Consider the following 17,537-nt stretch of genomic DNA (forward strand, 5'->3'; position numbering starts at 1 on the left):
TTGGGGTTTGTCCTCGCCGGAGGGGCAGGGCTCCGGGATGGCAGGCAGCCTCGGGGGTGGTGTGGGGCTTGCGCCCCCGCCCCCGAGGCTGCGCCCTTCGCGCCTTCGCGCCTTTGTGGTTCTCTGAAAGGTTTCAGCTCAGGCGAACGGGCAGCGCGGCCGCCGAGTTGGAGAAGAACGACGGCACCGGTACCAGTTCCTCCGGCTTCGCCGCCAGCGACAGCTCCGGGTACCGCGCGAACAACGCGGGCAGTGCCACGTTGGCCTCCAGCCGCGCGAGGTGGGCGCCGAGGCAGACGTGCGGTCCGCCGCCGAAGGCGAGGTGTCTGGTCGGCGGCCGGGTGATGTCGAACTCGTCCGCCGTCTGGCCGTGGTGTGCCGAGTCCCGCCCGACACCGCTGTACGGCGCGAGGATCGCCTCGCCTCTGGGGATGGGCACACCCGCGATCTCGATGTCCTCCAACGGGTACCGGGCCGGGAAGTTGCCGATCGGTGCGTCCCAGCGCAGGGTTTCCTCGACGACCGCGTGCCAGGTGGCCGCGTCGCCGTTCATCGCCAGCTCCAGCTGCGACGGGTGTGTCAGCAGCGCCCGCACGCCGTTGACGATCAGGCTCAGCGTGGTCTCGTGGCCCGCCGTGAGGAACAGCCAGATCGTGTCGATCAGCTCTTCCTTCGTCAGCGTCTCCTCGCCCTGCTCACCGAGTTCGATGAGGGCGGAGGTGAGGTCGTTGCCGCGTTCCTCGCGGCGCAGGTCCACGAGCCGGTTGAGCAGGTCGTGCCGTTCGCGCTGGGTGGCGACGACCTCTTCTGGTGTCACGTTCGTGAGGAAGATGCTCTCCACGAGCTCCCGCAGGCGCTGCCGCCACTCGACGGGCACCGCGAACAGCTCGCAGATCATGTTCATCGGCACCGGGTACGCGAAGTGCTGCCGCAGATCGACGACACCGTCCGGGGAAGCGTGCGACGGCAGTGCGTCCAGCAGCCCGTTCACGTTCTCCTCCAGGCGCGGGCGGAGGTCTTCCACCCGGCCGCGGGTGAACGTGCGGGTCACGGGACGGCGGAGCCGCTGGTGCGTGTCGCCGTCCGAGGTCACCATGTTCGTGACCTTGATCATCCCGACGAGTGGCCACTCGTCGGTGATCTCGCCGCTCTGGATCCTGCTCCAGTTGCGCCAGTCCTTGCTGACCAACGGGTTCGTGACGAGCTGCGCGAGCAGTTCGTGGGTGGTGACGGCCCACACCGCCACGTCGCCGGGAAGGATGACTCGTACGACCGGACCGAGCTCCCGCATCCGCGCCGCTTCCCCGTGGTGGTCGGTACCCATGGGGTCGAGGTGGATGGTCGGGACGTCGGCGGTGACCGAGTCGGTCATCAGAATGCCTCCTGCGCCTAGGAGTTTCGTGTTGGCGGAGTGAAGCGAACCGGCAGGCTGGCGGGGCAGCGTGTCCAGGGTGAGGGCAGCAACATGACCTCGTCGGCCGGAATCGCCAACGAAACATCATGTAGCCGGTGCAGAGCGGTGTCGACCGCTATCCGTGTGATCATTCTCCCCGGCCGCTGCGCGGGACAGGCGTGCGGACCGGCGCTCCACGCGAGGTGCGAGCGGTTGCCGACCTCCAGCCACGAGTCGTCGGTGTGCACGCGCGGGTCGTTGTTCGCCGCCGAGAGGCCCAGGATCAGCGCGTCGCCGCGCTGGATGTGCGCACCGGCCAGCTCGCAGTCCACGAGCGCGTACCTGGCGGGCATGTTCGACATCGGCGGGTCGCGCCACAGCACCTCGTCGAGCGCGTCGTCGATGCCGAGGCGACCACCGCGCATCCGGCCCGCGAACCGGGGGTCGGTGAGCATCAGCCGCAGCGTCTGCGCGATCCACGACGTCGTGGTCTCGTAGCCGGCGGAGATCATCAGCACGATCGACTGCTGGATCTCGAAGTCGTTGTGCAGGTTGGGGTGCCGCAGGAACGCGGTGGTCAGGTCGTCGGTGGGGACGTTGCGGCGGGCGTTCATCGTGCCCGACAGGATCCGCTCCAGGTTGTGCGCCGCGGGCTGCGAGTCCTCCGCGGAGGAGAACAGCGCGATGAGCGCGGCCCGCAGCTCGTGGCCCTGCTCGCGGCCGATGCCGAAGAACCCGGCAACGGTCAGCATCGGCACCACGGCGGCGTAGTCGGACACGAGGTCCGCCTTGCCCTGCAGCTCGAACTCTCTGATCAGGTCGGTGCAGGTGGCGCGGATGAACCGGGCCATGCGGTGCTCGTCGAGGCTCTCCAGGCCGTCGTCGAGCGGGCCGCGCAGCCGCCGGTGCTTCTCGCCGTCGGCGAAGTAGGCGTTGTCGCGCGGGAACATCATCGGGCCGAGACCCGAGTCCGGCGCCACCACCCCGTCGGTGAACAGCCGCCAGTTGTTGGGGTCGCGGGAGAACAGCTGCTCGTTGCGCACCACCTGGCAGATCTCGTGGTGCCCCATGACGAGCCACGCCGGGATGCCCGGCTCCAGCTCGACCGGCGCCACCGCGCCCCAGCGTTCCTGCAGCTCCCGGTACGCGACCTGCGGATCGGGCGCCGCCGTCGTCTCGATGAGCGGAGTCAGGCCGGCCATGTCCGACAGCCGCCGCCGGTGCCGTGAACTTGCTGATGTCGTCACGTGAGTGCCTTCTGCGATGCTGGGTGGTGGAGAGCGTGTTCGACGAGGGTGATCAGCGCGTGCGCGGACGACTCCTTGTTCCGGGCGTCGCACAGGACGATCGGGGTGTCCGGCAGGAGATCGAGCGCCTCGCGCAGTTGCTCGGTGGTGTACTTCGGTGCGTCCGGGAACTCGTTGACCGCCACCGCGAACGGCATCCCGGTGCGGGTCTCGAGCTGGTCGAACACCTCGAAGCTGTCCTCGACGCGCCGGGTGTCGACGATGACCAGCGCGCCGACCGCGCCCTCCGCGAGGCCTTCCCACAGGTCCCAGAACCGGCGCTGGCCCGGCGTGCCGAACAGGTACAGCACGACCTCGGAGCTCACGGTGATGCGGCCGAAGTCCATGGCGACCGTGGTGGTCGACTTCTCGTCGAGCCCGGCGAGCGAGTCGACGCCGACGCTCGCGGACGTCATGGTCTCCTCGGTGCGCAGCGGCGCGATCTCGGAGACCGAGCCGATCAGCGTCGTCTTGCCGACCCCGAACGCGCCGACGACGAGGATCTTCACCGACTGTGCGACGGTCGGCGCGACATAACGCGTGTCGGAGCGTCCGTCCGGCCAGTCAGAGTTTGCGGAGACCATCTAGCACCTTCTCCAGGAGTTCAGCGGAGGGCAGGGAGTGGCGCAGCGCGGAGCGGATCGACAGGTGTCCCGTGTCGACGAGGTCCGACGCGATCACGACCACGAGGCTCACCGGCAGCCGCAGGTGCGCGGCCGCCTCGGCGAGGGAGAGCACGCCGCTGCACATGTCGAGCAGCGCTCTCTGCTCTCTGGAGGCCGACACGGGCCGCGGCGCGTCCGGGTCGACCACCAGCAACGTCTCGGGTCTGATCGTGTTGCGGGACGGGTGCGCCCGGCCGGACGTGAGGACGTAGGGCCGGATCGGGCTGTCGCGGTAGTCGTCCATGGTCGTCCCGGGCTCAGCCGCCGCTGCGGGTCGGGGTCGAGAGCGTCCGCTCACCGATCACGAGTACCTGTGCCTGCATCTGTTGTGCCACCAGTGCCGGGTTGATGACCGGTTCGGTCACCACCGCGAGCCGCGACCCGTCGCCCGCGCCGCGGACGAACAGGAAGCCGCCGTCGAACTCCACCATCACCTGCCGGGGCCCGGCACCGGTGCCGAACTCCTTGCTGATGCCCTGACCCAGCGCGGTGAGCCCGGCGCACGCGGCGGCGAGCTTGTCGGCCACGTCCGCCGGCGTGTGGTCGGTGCGGACCTTCAGCAGTCCGTCGGAGGTCAGCACGACGACATGGCGTACGCCCCGCACCGTCCTGATCAACTCCAGCATCCAGCTGTTGTCGACGGGCTGGGTCGTCATCGAAGGTCCTCCGAGTTTTCTGCGCCGTGTGGTTGGTCGTCGTGCTTGTCCGACTGGTAGAGCTGTTCCGTGCCGTCGAGGTCCAGTTCACCGTTCGCCGCCGCGGCACCGGACAGGAAGGCGTTCATCCACTGCCCCGCCTGCTCGGGCGCCTCCTCGACGTCCCGCTCGGCCGGCCAGTCGACCTGCGGCTGCTGCGGCACCGCGTGCCCGCGCCGGGAACGGCGGCGGGGCAGGACGGGCAGTTCGCCCTCCTCGCTGGCAGGCACCAGCGGTGGTAACGGATCCGGTTCCGTCGGCAGCTCCACCTCGCCGCTCTGGCGTTCCAGCTCCCAGACCGGCTCCGGCTCCGGCTCCCGGGGTGCGGGCGCGATGGCGTGCCGCTCCTGGCGCCGGGCGAGCGCGTGCGTCCCGGCGGCGACCATGCCGGACGGCGCGACGGCCTCGGTCAGGTCGGTCGGCACCAGCACGATCGCACGCAGACCGCCGTAGACGGACTCGGTGACGTCGACGCGGAACCCGTGGCGCCGCACGTAGGCGCCGACCACCGGCAACCCGGTCTGCGGGATCTCGCCGAGGTCGGCGAGCCCGACGGGCCTGCGCCCGGACGCGATCTCCCTGGCCTGCTCCAGCCGCTTGTCGTCGAGGCCGACACCGCCGTCGTCGATCTCGATCACCGCACCGCGCTGCACCTGCCGCAGCGTCACGAGGACCTGCGTGGTGGGCGGGGAGGACTGGGTCGCGTTGGCCAGCAGCTCGGCCACCACGTGGATCAGCGGTTCGACGACCCGCGCCGACACCGCGACCGCGGGGTCGCCGGAGACCTCGACGCGCTGGTAGGCGGTGATGCGCCCGGCGGCGCCACGCACGACGTCCGCGAGCGGCAGCGGCTCGTGCCACTGCTGACCGGGCCATTCGCCACAGAGAGCGGCGAGGGTCTGGGCGTTGCGGGCCTGCTGGGCGGCCGCGTGGTCGATGCGCATGCTGGTGTGGAGGACGTCCGGGTCGGTGGGGTGCGCCTGCACCATCCGGGCCGCTTCCTCCTGGATGCGGTGCGCGGAGGCCTGGACCTTCCGTCCCAGCGCGACGACGGCCGCGGCCACGGCGTCCTGCCTGGCCAGCTGGTCGTCCCGGAGGCGGCCGAAGTGGACGGCCGCCGCGGCGAGCATGTGCGCGGAGACGTCGTCCGCCGTCAGGTCGGGCAACGGCGGCGCGTTCATCCCGTTCACCACGGACGGGAGCTGGTGCTCGACGAGGGTCTCGAGCGCGATGTAACGCGTCTCGGCGAGTGCGGCGAGGTTGTGGTTCTCGTCGTCGAGCCGGTGCAGCTCGTCGATGTGCTCCCGCCCGGCCCGCGCCGTACGAGCGGCCCCGGCGGCCACGACCCCGATCGCGATCGCCCCCACGGCGAGCCACACGACAACCCAGATCGGCGACTCGAGCTCGCGAAAGATCAGCGGCGATACGGCGACGTAACCGGCGACACCGGCGATGCAGGTCCACGGGCCCGCGTATCGCGGCGATGACGACACGGGCGATGAGACTGTCATGATCACCTTATGGTCGAGATTCGGGGGGACCGTGCTGCCCGTTGTCGGCGCTCACCCACAGCACCGCACCGTAAGCAGCGAGACACGAGGCTATCTCAAGGGTCAAGGTCGGACATTCACTGGATAGGCTGAATTCGTTGTGTTAACGGGAAATTATGGTTTCCCTGGTAGAGGTTGTGACCTGCGGTTATCTCTATCGGATGAGGCGGCGTCCGTGTGGGTGACTACGCATTCGGGTGGCGTTGTTCACGTCCCGACCTCGCTGTGTGACGGCGCCTGCGGCCGCTTCCGGCCGTGCCGCATTCGTCTTCTCGTGGTCGTTGTCGTCGCCGGAGGTTCTGCTCGGTGTGGTTTGTCCTCGCCGGACGGGCCTCCTCGCCGGAGGGGCAGCCTCGGGTGGGGTGTGGGGCTGGCGCCCCCGCGCGCCTTCCGCGCCTTTCACGGCCAATCCGGAGCGGGGTGGCTGTCAGGCGCACACCGGCTCGTAGGGCACGCCCGGCAGGTATCGCTCCCACACGTCCTCGGTGATCCGGGGCTGTGCCACCGCGCACACGCGCCGTTCGACCAGGTCCACGCTCACGTCCCACACGTGCAGGGCCCCGTCGGTGCCGGTCACCGCGAACGCGCCGCCGTCCGGGCTGAACGCGACCGCCGCGACCGTCCGGCTGTGCGCGCTGTGCAGGGTCGCGATCTCCTCGGGTTGTCGCGGGTCGGACACGTCCCACAGCTTGGGTGTGGACCCGGTCGCCGTCACCAGGGTCCTGCCGTCGGGGGAGAACGCCGCCGCCTTCGTCAGGCCCGCCGGGAACTTGCCGAGTACCTTCGGTTCCCCCAGGTCGGACACGTCCCACAGCCAGCCGACGCCGTCGCGGGCCAGCGCCGCCAGGACCGTGCCGTCGGGGCTCAGGGCCATCCCCGTCCACATCCGCGACAGCAGCTTCGTCGGTTCCGGGCGGGTGGAGTCGGTGAGGTCCCACAGTGTGAGGTCGTGGCCGAGTGTCGCCAGGACACCGCCGCCGAAGGCCGCCGCCCGGCTGCCGGCCGCCGGTAGTTCTGACAGGGGCGCATCGAGGTCGGTCATCGACCACAGCTTCGGGTAGCCGTTCTCATACAGGGTGACCAGGAACCGCCCGTCGCCGCTCAGTGCCGAACCGGCGGCGACGCCGACGTTCCCGCTCTGACGCGGCTGCCCCGGGTCGCTGACGTCCCACACCGAACCACCCGTCGCGAGGAGGCCGGGGGCCAGCGCCGGTGCCGGCCCGGTGACCGTGCCCGCCGCCCGGGGCGCGTGCCGGTTCCGCATGTCGAACAGCCGGACGGTCCCGTCGCCGCCGGTCGCCAGTACCGGGCCCTGCCACGCGAGCGCACCGCCGCCGTCCCGGCCCGCGGCCACCTCGGCGATGTCGACGAGCCGCACGGTCCCGTCGCGGCTCGACGTGATCAGCGTCCGGCCGTCGGGCGTGAACCGGACGCCGGTGCCCGCGTCGGTGTGCCCGGTCAGCGCCACCACCTGCCGCCGCTCCGACACGTCCCACACCGTCGTCGACTGGTCGTCGCCCGTCGCCGCCAGCAACGCGCTGTCCGGGCTGAACGCGACGTCCCGCACCGCGCCGCGCACCGCCATGCTCGCGACCGGCAGCCGGTCCGCGACCCGCCACACGGTGACCGTCCCGTCCTCGCCCGCCGTCGCGACGAACACGCCGTCGGGGCTGAACGTCGCCGCGAGCACGGGCGTGCGGTCCCCGTCCAGCACCACGGGCGCGTCGTCCGGGGCACCGACCGCCCACAGCCGGACCCGGTGGCCGCCGTTGGTGGTCACCACCGTCGCGCCGTCCGGGCTGAACGCGACCGAGGTCACCGGCTCGGTGCCGCCGCGCAGCGTGCCGAGCCTGCGCGGCGCGGCGCGGTCCGAGATGTCGTACAGGCGCACGTCGTTCTCCTTCGACAGGGCGAGCGTCCTGCCGTCCTGGCTGAGCGCGACGAGCGCCGGTGCGAGCGTGGGGAGGTTGTCCTTGCCGACGGGCGCGATCCGCTTCGGCCGCGGTCGCGCCGTGAGATCCCACAGGTACGCACCGGCCGGGGTGCCGGTCACCGCGACCCTGCCGTCGGCGGACAGCACCGTGGACGTGGCGCTTTCCTGCAGGACGGCCAGGTCACGCGGGTGGGTCGGGTCGCTGATGTCCCACACGCGGGTCGCGTCGTCGCCCGCCGTGGCCAGCACGTCGCCGTTGACCGCGACCGCGTGCACCGCGCCCGTGTGCGCGGTCAGCCTCGCCGCGTACGGCTCCGCGAACAGCTCCAGCACCGCGTTCCTGCTGGCCGCGGTCGGGTCGAGGCGGTGCGCGGCGATCGTGAGCTGCATGGCCAGCGCCGGGTCGGTCGCCAGCAGCCCGGCCGCCTCCCGCAACGCGCTCTGCGCCGCCGCCGCGTCGCGCTGCCGGTCCGCCGTCAGGTCCGACCGCACCGCGTACGCCAGTGCGCCGGTCGCCAGGACCACCAGCACGGACAACAGCGCGAACCCGGCCCGCAGCCGCCGGACCCGGCGCAGCTCACCGGTGCGCGCGGCGACGCTGGCCCGCAAGAAGTCCCGCTCGCCCGCCGTGGTCACGGGGGTGTCGGCGGCCAGTGCCGTGTCGAGCCGGACCCCTCGGTAGAGCGCGCCGGGGTCGCGGCCGAGCGACTCCCACGTGGTCGTGGCCTCGGCCAGCTCCCGGTGCACCCGCAGGCGGTCGCCGTCCTCGGCGAGCCACGCGCAGAGCCTCGGCCAGCGCTCCCGCAGCGACTGGCCCGCGAGCCGCAGGTGGTCCCGGTCGGCGACCACGACCCTGGCCCGCACCAGTGCGTCGAGCACCGCGGCGGCGTCGGCGTCGAGATCGTCGCGGCGCAGCCCCCTGGTCGTCGCCAGCCTCGGCAGCAGGTGCCTGGCGATCCGCTGCCCTTCGGTGTCGAGCGCGGTGAACACGGCTTCCGCCGCCTCCGCGATCAGCCGGGGGATGTCGCCCGCCGCCTCGTAGCTCGCGACGGTGAGCGTGGTGCCCCGGCGCCGTCGCCACGCCTCGAGCAGCGCCTGCTGCAGGAACGGGAGCGTGCCGGGGCCGCCGGTGTCGGCGATCAGCCGGACCAGCAGCGTGGTCTCGACCCGGCAGCCCGCCTCCGCGGCGGGTTCGGTGATCGCCTCCCGCAGCCCGTCCGCGGTCATCGGTCCGACGTGCAGCTGCTCGTCCTGTATCGCCGGGGGGAGACGGTCGGCGAAGTCGGCGCGGACGGCGAGCACGACCCGCACCCGGCTCGTCGCCGTGGTCGCGGCGTGGACGAGCGCCGCGACGAAGTGCTCGGCGCCGTCAGTGATGTCGCCGGCCAGGGCCTCCTCGAACCGGTCGACCACCAGGACCAGGTCGCCGGGCCGGTCGGCAAACGCTTGCCGCACCCGCAGGTGGAGGTTCTCCGGTGCCTCGGTCAGCTCGCGGTACAGCTCGCCGGGCGGCACGCCGACGACGTCCGCGAGCCGGATCGCGCACTCCTCCATCGGCCGCGGTCCTGGCGTCATCACCACGTGGTCGGACAGCGCGGGCAGCAGCCCGGCCCGCAGCAGCGACGACTTGCCGCTGCCCGAGGCGCCCACGACCGCGGTCAGCCGCCGTTCCCGCACCCGCGCGGTCAGCTCGGCGACCAGGTCCGCGCGCCCGGCGAACAGCGCCGGGTCGTCGATCGCGGCGAACCCGGAGTACGGGGCGTCCTCGTCCGGCAGGGCCACCGGCTTCGCCGGGTCCTTGGCCTGCGCGGCGGACACGGCACGCCAGCGCTGCTCCCACACCGCGGTGTCGCCGTCGCACGCGCGGACGTAGGCGAGCGCGACGGGCAGGCTCGGCAGCTTGCGCCCGCTCGCCGCCTCCGACAACGCGGCCGCCGAGTAGTGCGCCCGCGCGCTCAACTGCCGATATGTCGGAGTTCCCGCGTCCTCGCGCAACGTCCGCAGGTCTGCTGCGAAGCGGGTGAGCGCGTCTTCGGCAGGCCCCAACGGGTTCTCACGTCGCGGCACCGCACCACCCCCAAGCGCACCCATTGTTCAGAGTGCGTTGTTCAAAGTCCAACGTCAGGACACTGAACAACCCGGATGCTCTACAAATCCGGGCCAGGGCGTGAATGCCCACCACCGGGGGAAGGGGGAGCGGCGTCCTGCCCGGCTTGGGGGCGGGCAGGACGCCGTCATCCTCGGCGCAGCCGGGCCGACCACCTCGTATAACACTGCGGAAACGCATGCTGGCCGTTCGTGATCATCGGATCTATCGTATGCCGCACTGTCGTCGGTCACGCCAAACAACGAGGTAGGGCCCCTATGTCGTCCGACAAGCCGGGAGGACGGACCACCGGGCTGGTGTTCAGCCCGTGGAACCTGCTGCTCCTGATCCCCTTCATCGTCCTGTTCACCCCGATCTACAACCGCAGGTCGCCCGAGTTGTTCGGGATGCCGTTCTTCTACTGGTTCCAGTTCGCGGTGATCATCGTCGGCGTGCTGTCCACGATCACCGTGTACCGGATGACGAGGAACAAGCCCGTGCGCCCGGCCGCCGGTGCGGCCCCGGACGTCGACCGGCTCGACGAGGGGAGCGCCGAGTAATGCAGTGGACAGAGCTGATCATCTTCGTCCTGTTGTTCGGGCTCGTGACCGTCATGGGCTTCGTCGCCGCCCGCTGGCGCGCGGCCGAGTCGCTCGACCACCTCGACGAGTGGGGCCTCGGCGGCCGCAAGTTCGGGTCGTGGATCACCTGGTTCCTCGTCGGCGGTGACCTCTACACGGCGTACACGTTCGTCGCCGTGCCCGCACTGCTGTTCGGCGCGGGCGCGATGGGCTTCTTCGCCCTGCCGTACACGATCATCGCCTACCCGCTGGTGTTCCTGCCGGTGCTGCGGCTGTGGTCGGTGTCGCGGGCCCGCGGCTACGTGACGCCGGCGGACTTCGTGCGCGGCCGCTACGGCTCGCCGATCCTCGCGCTGCTGGTCGCGATCACCGGCATCGTCGCGACGATGCCCTACATCGCGCTGCAGCTCGTCGGGCTCGAGGCGGTGCTGCGGTCGATGGGCTTCAACGCGGCGGGCTTCCTCGGCCACCTGCCGCTGCTGATCGCGTTCATCATCCTGGCGCTCTACACCTACCAGTCCGGGCTGCGCGCACCCGCGCTGATCGCGTTCGTCAAGGACATCCTGATCTACATCGTGATCCTGGTGGCGGTGATCTACCTGCCGGCCAAGCTGGGCGGCTGGGACGCGATCTTCGGTGCCGCCGAGGACAAGCTGACCGCGGAGAACCCGAAGACGGGCGCGCCGTTCGGCGACATCCTGCTGAACTCCAACAACCAGCTGCAGTACGCGACGCTGGCGCTGGGCTCGGCGATGGCGCTGTTCCTGTACCCGCACTCGGTGACCGGCGTCCTGGCCTCGCGGGGCCGGGACGTGCTGAAGCGCAACATGTCCGCGCTGCCGGCGTACTCGCTGCTGCTCGGTCTGCTCGCGCTGCTGGGCTTCGCCGCGATCGCCGCGGGCGTCACGCCGCTCACGAACAACGCGACCGGCCGCCCGGACACGAACACGATCATCCCGGAGCTGTTCAACACGCAGTTCCCGTCGTGGTTCGCCGGCATCGCGTTCGCCGCGATCGGCATCGGCGCGCTCGTGCCCGCCGCGATCATGTCGATCGCCGCGGCGAACCTGTGGACCCGCAACATCTACAAGGAGTACATCCGCAAGAACGCCACGCCGAAGGACGAGGCCAAGCAGGCCAAGGTCGCGTCCCTGGTGGTCAAGTTCGGCGCCGTCCTGTTCATCGTGGTGATCGACCCGCAGTACGCGATCGACCTCCAGCTGATCGGCGGCGTGATCATCCTGCAGACACTGCCCGCGGTCGCGATCGCCTTGTACACCAAGTGGTTGCACCGCTGGGCGCTCATCGCGGGCTGGGCGGTCGGCATGGGCTGGGGAATGGTGCTGCTGTACCAGATCCCGAACCCGGCGAGCGGCCGCATGCACTTCGGCGGTTCCGCGCTGGCGCTGGACAAGCTGAACATCTTCGGCTGGGTGCCGTTCGACGGCTCGAAGGTCCAGATCTACGTCGGTTTCGTCGCGCTGATCGCGAACCTGCTGGTCGCGGTCATCGTCACGCTGATCATCCGCCGGATGAAGAACGTCTCCAACGGCGACGACGACACCATGGGCGACGACTACCACGTGGACGAGCACGACGAGAACCTCAGGCCGATCGCCGTGCACTGATCCACTGAGCGGTGCATTGATCGACTGAATGGAAAGGCGCTTTCTGAACAGAACTCTGTTCAGAAAGCGCCTTTCCGCTTTTCGTGTTGTTCTCGCAATCTGTGCGCCTTGTGCAGATGCACGTGCAGATGCAGAATCAGAACCCTTCTGGAGTGAAGAAGCCATCTGCGGAAGGGGAGCCCTGCGATGGCAGTTGGGGAGATAGCCGCACCCGCGGTGCGGACGAGAGTCGAACCGGACGGCCCGGCGTGGCTGGAGCTGGGCCCGGACGACCGCGCGGCGAGGTTCATGCGGCTGGTGAGCGACCTGAACCGCGGCTTCGACGACGAGGCCAACGGCAAACGGATCACGACCGGCCACGCGTACTCCGGGGCCGAAACGGCCGTGGCGTGGACGTCTGTCTGCCGGGACCCGTTCTGCGGCGCCCCTCGGCAGAGTGTCGAGTCGTTCGCCCGCCGCTGGCAGGGGCTGCGTGCCAGCATGCCCGACGAGCCGTGCCACTACGTGAGCCTGGGGCCGGGCGACGGCCGCAAGGACGGCGTTCTCCTCGAGGACCTGTCACGTGCGAACGCCGACCTGTGCTACCTGCCGGTGGATGCGAGCGAGGAGCTGCTGCACCTGGCCGTGCGCGGCCTGATCCGCGGGTTGTCGCTGCCGACCGACCGCGTGCTGTCCCTCCCGTGGGACTTCGCGATCACGGAGAACGTGGCATGTCTGCGCCGTCTGCTCGACGAGCTGTTCGGCCCGACCCCGGTGCTGTTCTCCCTGCTGGGCAACACACTGGCCCACTTCGACGACGACGTGGCCGTGCTCCGCCGGTTCGCTCGTGAGCTGCTCCGCCCCGGCGACCGCCTGTTGCTGGAGGCGGAGGTGACCATGGCCCTGGACGACGACCTGGTCGTGAACGCGGTGGCGGAGTACGAACACAGCACGGCGTTCGGCGAGTACGTGGCGGCGGTGCTGCGGACCCACACCGACCTGATGGTGGACCACGACGCGGTGGAGCTGCTGGGTGCCGTGGACGCCGGCCGCGCGCTGGTGGTGAAGACCGCCTACCGCAACCGGACGGGCTCGGACGTGCGGATCGCGCTGCCCAACAACACGGCTGTCTGTTTCGCCCCGGACGACACGATCCGGTTGGCGCTGACACGGAAGTACTCACCGGAAGGTCTGAGTTCCCTGCTCCACGAGGCGGGCCTGACGGTGACGGCGGATTCGTGCACGGGAACAGGCGGCCCGTTCGGGCTCGCGCTGATGATGCTCGCCGTGGCGGACTGCTAGACGCACGACGAGCGGGGGCCGAGGGGGCCCTGCTCCGCGAACCGGGACGCTGCGCGCCCAGCGGTCCGGTGTCATGAAAGGCGCTTTCTGGACGTGGGAGGTCCTGGAAGGCGCCTTTCATGGCGCCTGGCGCCGTCCGCCTCAGTCCAGCGCCAGCCCCTTCAGCAGGGGCAGGTACACGTCGTCCACCATCGACTCGACCATCTCGTCCGGTACCGGTGGGCCGTAGAACACCGCCACCGCGCGCACCAGGTCCAGGGGTAGCCGGAGCACCATCCTGGGCAGCTCGACCGGTCGCAGTTCCCCCCGTGCGACGGCGTTGTCCACGACGTGCCGGATGACGCCCGTCAGCGGCGCCGAGTCGAGGCGGTCCCGGAGCAGCGTCTGCACCTCGGGATGCTTGAAGGCGTCCGCCATGACGCCGGCGATGGTCTCGCTCATCATGCCCGCCATCCGGTCGGCGACGCGGGTGAAGAGCCACACCAGATCAGCCCGTAGCGAACCCAGATCCGGCGTACCGGACTCCTGGGGCTGTTGGCGTACCCACGCGGACACGACGAGGTGCGCTCGGCTCTGCCATCTGCGGTAAATGACGGGTTTGCTCGTCCCCGCCCGTTTTGCCACCGCCTCTATGGTGAGAGCTGTGTAGCCGACCTCGGCCAGCTCGGCCCACGTCGCGTCGAGGATCGCCTGCTCGAGTCGTTCGCCTCGCCTGCGTGTCTTGGTCTCGGTCACCCGACCCCTTTAAGATACGTTGCGTTTCCTATCGAACTGGTCTACTTTCCGCCATGTTAGACACGACCCGTTTCTTCCCAGGGGGGAAGCCTTGCTGAGCCGATTGTTGGTGACCTACCTGCGGCCCTACCGCCGCGAGCTCACCGCGGTACTCGTACTGCAGCTGGTGGGCACGGTCGCCTCGCTCTACCTGCCCAGCCTCAACGCCGACATCATCGACTTCGGTGTCGCCCGGGGGGACACCGGCTACATCGTCGAGACCGGCGGGTGGATGCTCGCCGTCACGCTGGTGCAGATCGTCTGCTCGATCGGCGCGGTCTGGTTCGGTGCGCGCGTCGCGATGGCGTTCGGCCGTGACGTGCGGTCCGGGATCTTCCACCGCGTCGGCGCGTTCTCCGCGCGCGAGGTCGCGACCTTCGGCGCGCCGTCGCTGATCACCCGGACCACCAACGACGTGCAGCAGGTCCAGTTGCTGGTCGTCATGTTCTGCACGATGTTCGTCGCGGCGCCGATCATGTGTGTCGCCGGCGTGATCATGGCGCTCCAGGAGGACGTCGGGCTCTCCTGGCTGCTGCTCGTGTGCGTGCCAGCGCTCGCGATCTCCATCGGGCTGATCGTGGCCAGGATGGTGCCGCAGTTCCGGTTGATGCAGGACCGGATCGACCAGGTGAACCGCGTCCTGCGCGAGCAGCTGTCCGGCATCCGGGTGGTCCGCGCGTTCGTTCGCGAGAAGGCCGAGACCGAGCGCTTCGGCGACGCCAACCGCCACCTCACCGACACCGCGCTCCGGGTCGGGCGGCTGCAGGCGCTGATCTTCCCGACCGTCATGCTGATCCTGAACGTCTCGAGCGTCGCCGTCCTCTGGTTCGGCGCGCACCGCGTGGACACCGGCGAGATGCAGGTCGGCGCGCTGACCGCGTTCCTGTCCTACCTGCTGATGATCCTGATGTCGGTCATGATGGCGACCTTCATCTCGATGATGATCCCGCGCGCGGCGGTCTGCGCGGAACGCATCCAGGAGGTGCTCGAGACCGAGTCGTCGGTGACGGACCCCGACGAACCCGTGACCGAGCTGCCGACCCGCGCCGAGGTCGAGTTCCTGGGCGTCGAGTTCCGGTACCCGGGGGCGGCCGACCCGGTCCTGCGGGACATCTCGTTCCGCGCCGAGGCGGGCAGGACCACCGCGATCATCGGCAGCACCGGCGCCGGCAAGACCACGCTGCTGTCGCTCGTCCCCCGGCTGATCGACGTCACCGGGGGTGTGCTGCGCGTCAACGGCACCGACGTCCGCGACCTGGAACCGGACGTGCTGCGCGGCCGCATCGGGCTGGTGCCCCAGCAGGCCTACCTGTTCACCGGCACCGTCGCGTCCAACCTCCGCTACGGCAACCCGGACGCCACCGACGAGGACCTCTGGCAGGCGCTGGAGATCGCACAGGCCAAGGACTTCGTCGAGGAGATGGGTGGCCTCGAGTCCGCGATCGCGCAGGGCGGCACCAACGTGTCCGGCGGCCAGCGGCAGCGGCTGTCGATCGCGCGTGCGCTCGTGCGGCAGCCGGAGATCTACCTGTTCGACGACGCGTTCTCCGCACTGGACCTCGCGACCGACGCGGCACTGCGCGCCGCGCTGCGGCCGCACACCCAGCGGTCCGCGATCCTCGTGGTCGCGCAGCGCGTCTCCACGATCCTCGACGCCGACCAGATCATCGTGCTCGAGAACGGGGAGATCGTCGGCACCGGCACGCACCGCGAGCTGATGGCCGACTGCCCGACCTACCAGGAAATCGTCGAGTCCCAGCTGACCCCGGAGCAGGCCGCATGAGCACCCCCACCGCAACCCGCAGGCCGATGGCAGGTGGCCCGGTAGGCAGAGGGTTCCCCGGCATGCAGGGGCCCGTCAGCAAGGCCGACGATTTCAAGACCTCCGCCAAACGGCTCGTCTCCCGGATGCGGCCGGAACGCGTGAGCCTCGTGCTGGTGGTCGTGCTCGGCGTGATCAGCGTCGGGTTCTCGGTGGCAGGCCCGAAGATCCTGGGCCACGCCACGGACATCATCTTCGACGGCATCATCGCCCGGTACCGCGGACTGCCCGGTGCCGGCATCGACTTCGCCGCGCTCGGGTCCGTGCTGCGCTGGGTGCTCGCGCTGTACCTGATCTCGTCGATCTTCGGGTGGCTGCAGGGCAGGCTGCTCAACACGGTGGTGCAGCGCGTCGTGTTCGAGCTGCGCGAGGACGTCGAGGCGAAGCTGCACCGGCTGCCGCTGCGGTACTTCGACGGCCAGCCGCGCGGTGAGCTGCTCTCCCGCGTCACCAACGACATCGACAACATCTCGACCACGCTCCAGCAGACGCTGAGCCAGCTCCTCATCTCCGGGCTGACCGTGATCGGCGTGCTGGCCATGATGTTCTCGATCTCGCCGCTGCTGGCGCTGATCGCGCTCGCGGTCATCCCGATCTCGGTGGTGATCACCGGGCAGATCGGCAAGCGGTCGCAGAAGCTGTTCGTCGCGCAGTGGAAGCACACCGGCGCGCTCAACGCGCACATCGAGGAGTCGTTCACCGGCCACCAGCTGGTGAAGGTCTTCGGGCGGCAGAAGGAGTCCGAGGCGGAGTTCCGCAGCCGCAACGAGGAGCTGTACACCGCGTCGTCCGGCGCGCAGTTCGTGTCCGGGCTGATCATGCCCGCGATGATGTTCCTGTCGAACCTGTCCTACGTGATCATCGCGGTGGTCGGCGGACTGCGGATCACCGGCGGCTCGATGACGCTCGGCGAGGTCACGGCGTTCATCCAGTACTCGCGCCAGTTCACGCAGCCGCTGACCCAGGTCGCGTCGATGGCGAACCTCATGCAGTCCGGGGTCGCGTCGGCGGAGCGGGTGTTCGAGCTGCTCGACGCCGAGGAGCAGGAACCGGACCCGGCCGACGCGACACTGCCCGCGACCCGGCGCGGCCGCGTCGAGTTCGAGGGTGTGTCGTTCTCGTACCGCGCCGAGCAGCCGTTGATCGAGGACCTGTCGCTGGTGGCGGAGCCGGGTCAGACGGTGGCGATCGTGGGGCCGACCGGGGCTGGCAAGACCACGCTGGTGAACCTGATCCTGCGGTTCTACGAGCTGGACGCGGGCCGGATCACCCTGGACGGTGTCGACATCACCGCGTTGAAGCGGGAGGACCTGCGCTCGCAGGTCGGCATGGTCCTGCAGGACACGTGGCTGTTCGGCGGCACGATCCGCGACAACATCGCCTACGGCAAGCCGGGCGCGACGGAGGAGGAGATCGTCGCCGCCGCGCAGGCCACGTACGTGGACCGGTTCGTGCGCACGTTGCCGGACGGCTACGACACGGTGATCGACGAGGAGGCGTCGAACGTGTCGGCGGGTGAGAAGCAGCTGCTGACGATCGCGCGGGCGTTCCTGGCGAGCCCGTCGCTGCTGATCCTCGACGAGGCCACGAGCTCGGTGGACACGCGGACGGAGTCGTTGGTGCAGCACGCGATGGCGGCGCTGCGGTCGTCGCGGACGAGTTTCGTGATCGCCCACCGGTTGTCGACGATCCGGGACGCGGACCTGATCCTCGTGATGGAGTCCGGCCGCATCGTCGAGCAGGGAAACCACGAACACCTGCTGGAACAGCGCGGCGCCTACCACCGCCTGTACTCGGCGCAGTTCGCGGCGCCGGTGGAATGACCCGGTGACCGGTACCGCTC

At 70.1% G+C, this 17,537-nt stretch carries 13 protein-coding genes; 5 read left to right on the forward strand and 8 right to left on the reverse strand.

All coding sequences use genetic code 11. The annotated features are described in order from the left end of the window. Window positions 1-133: 133 nt before the first annotated feature. The 7 genes from FHR82_RS03045 to FHR82_RS03075 all read right to left on the reverse strand — a co-directional run bounded on the left by FHR82_RS03045 (window position 134) and on the right by FHR82_RS03075 (window position 9,589). Window positions 134-1,372, reverse strand: a complete 1,239-nt coding sequence (locus FHR82_RS03045) for a cytochrome P450 family protein (protein ID WP_184808662.1) — start codon at window positions 1,370-1,372, stop codon at window positions 134-136. Window positions 1,373-1,389: 17 nt separating this feature from the next. After that, a complete protein-coding gene (locus FHR82_RS03050) occupies window positions 1,390-2,595 on the reverse strand; it encodes a cytochrome P450 (protein ID WP_184808663.1) in 1,206 nt (401 codons plus the stop codon). Window positions 2,596-2,636: 41 nt separating this feature from the next. Beyond that, on the reverse strand, window positions 2,637-3,263 hold the full coding sequence (locus FHR82_RS03055) for a GTP-binding protein (protein WP_184808664.1): 627 nt from the start codon (window positions 3,261-3,263) through the stop codon (window positions 2,637-2,639). Continuing rightward, entirely contained in the window at window positions 3,244-3,588 is a 345-nt protein-coding gene (locus tag FHR82_RS03060) for a DUF742 domain-containing protein (RefSeq protein ID WP_184808665.1), read from the reverse strand. Before FHR82_RS03060 ends, FHR82_RS03055 begins: the two co-directional genes overlap by 20 nt. 13 nt (window positions 3,589-3,601) lie before the next feature. Continuing rightward, window positions 3,602-4,000, reverse strand: coding sequence for a roadblock/LC7 domain-containing protein (locus tag FHR82_RS03065; protein WP_225943964.1), 399 nt, complete (start codon window positions 3,998-4,000; stop codon window positions 3,602-3,604). Continuing rightward, a complete protein-coding gene (locus FHR82_RS03070) occupies window positions 3,997-5,550 on the reverse strand; it encodes an ATP-binding protein (protein ID WP_184808666.1) in 1,554 nt (517 codons plus the stop codon). Before FHR82_RS03070 ends, FHR82_RS03065 begins: the two co-directional genes overlap by 4 nt. A gap of 466 nt (window positions 5,551-6,016) precedes the next feature. After that, on the reverse strand, window positions 6,017-9,589 hold the full coding sequence (locus FHR82_RS03075; RefSeq protein ID WP_184808667.1) for an nSTAND1 domain-containing NTPase: 3,573 nt from the start codon (window positions 9,587-9,589) through the stop codon (window positions 6,017-6,019). A gap of 297 nt (window positions 9,590-9,886) precedes the next feature. Here FHR82_RS03075 and FHR82_RS03080 point away from each other — a divergent pair, with 297 nt between their 5' ends. From FHR82_RS03080 to FHR82_RS03090, 3 genes are all read left to right on the forward strand, one after another. Then, a complete protein-coding gene (locus FHR82_RS03080) occupies window positions 9,887-10,168 on the forward strand; it encodes a DUF3311 domain-containing protein (RefSeq protein ID WP_184808668.1) in 282 nt (93 codons plus the stop codon). Further along, window positions 10,168-11,817: a monocarboxylate uptake permease MctP gene (gene mctP / locus FHR82_RS03085; RefSeq protein ID WP_184808669.1), complete on the forward strand. Its 1,650-nt coding sequence runs from the start codon at window positions 10,168-10,170 to the stop codon at window positions 11,815-11,817. Before FHR82_RS03080 ends, mctP begins: the two co-directional genes overlap by 1 nt. Before the next feature lie 186 nt (window positions 11,818-12,003). Next, window positions 12,004-13,098 (forward strand): L-histidine N(alpha)-methyltransferase, encoded by a 1,095-nt coding sequence (locus FHR82_RS03090; protein ID WP_184808670.1) that lies wholly within the window; start codon window positions 12,004-12,006, stop codon window positions 13,096-13,098. A 141-nt stretch (window positions 13,099-13,239) separates the two neighbouring features. Here FHR82_RS03090 and FHR82_RS47230 read toward each other — a convergent pair whose 3' ends face one another. Further along, entirely contained in the window at window positions 13,240-13,833 is a 594-nt protein-coding gene (locus FHR82_RS47230) for a TetR/AcrR family transcriptional regulator (protein ID WP_184808671.1), read from the reverse strand. Window positions 13,834-13,924: 91 nt separating this feature from the next. Between FHR82_RS47230 and FHR82_RS03100 the strand changes: the two genes are divergently transcribed. Continuing rightward, the gene (locus tag FHR82_RS03100) at window positions 13,925-15,655 is read left to right on the forward strand and encodes an ABC transporter ATP-binding protein (protein ID WP_184808672.1); all 1,731 of its coding nucleotides are present in this window, start codon (window positions 13,925-13,927) and stop codon (window positions 15,653-15,655) included. Next, entirely contained in the window at window positions 15,652-17,517 is a 1,866-nt protein-coding gene (locus tag FHR82_RS03105) for an ABC transporter ATP-binding protein (RefSeq protein ID WP_184808673.1), read from the forward strand. The genes FHR82_RS03100 and FHR82_RS03105 overlap by 4 nt, the downstream gene beginning before the upstream one ends. The last annotated feature ends 20 nt before the right edge of the window (window positions 17,518-17,537 follow it).

The sequence above is a fragment of the Actinophytocola algeriensis genome, assembly GCF_014203735.1.
Classification (GTDB): domain Bacteria; phylum Actinomycetota; class Actinomycetes; order Mycobacteriales; family Pseudonocardiaceae; genus Actinophytocola; species Actinophytocola algeriensis.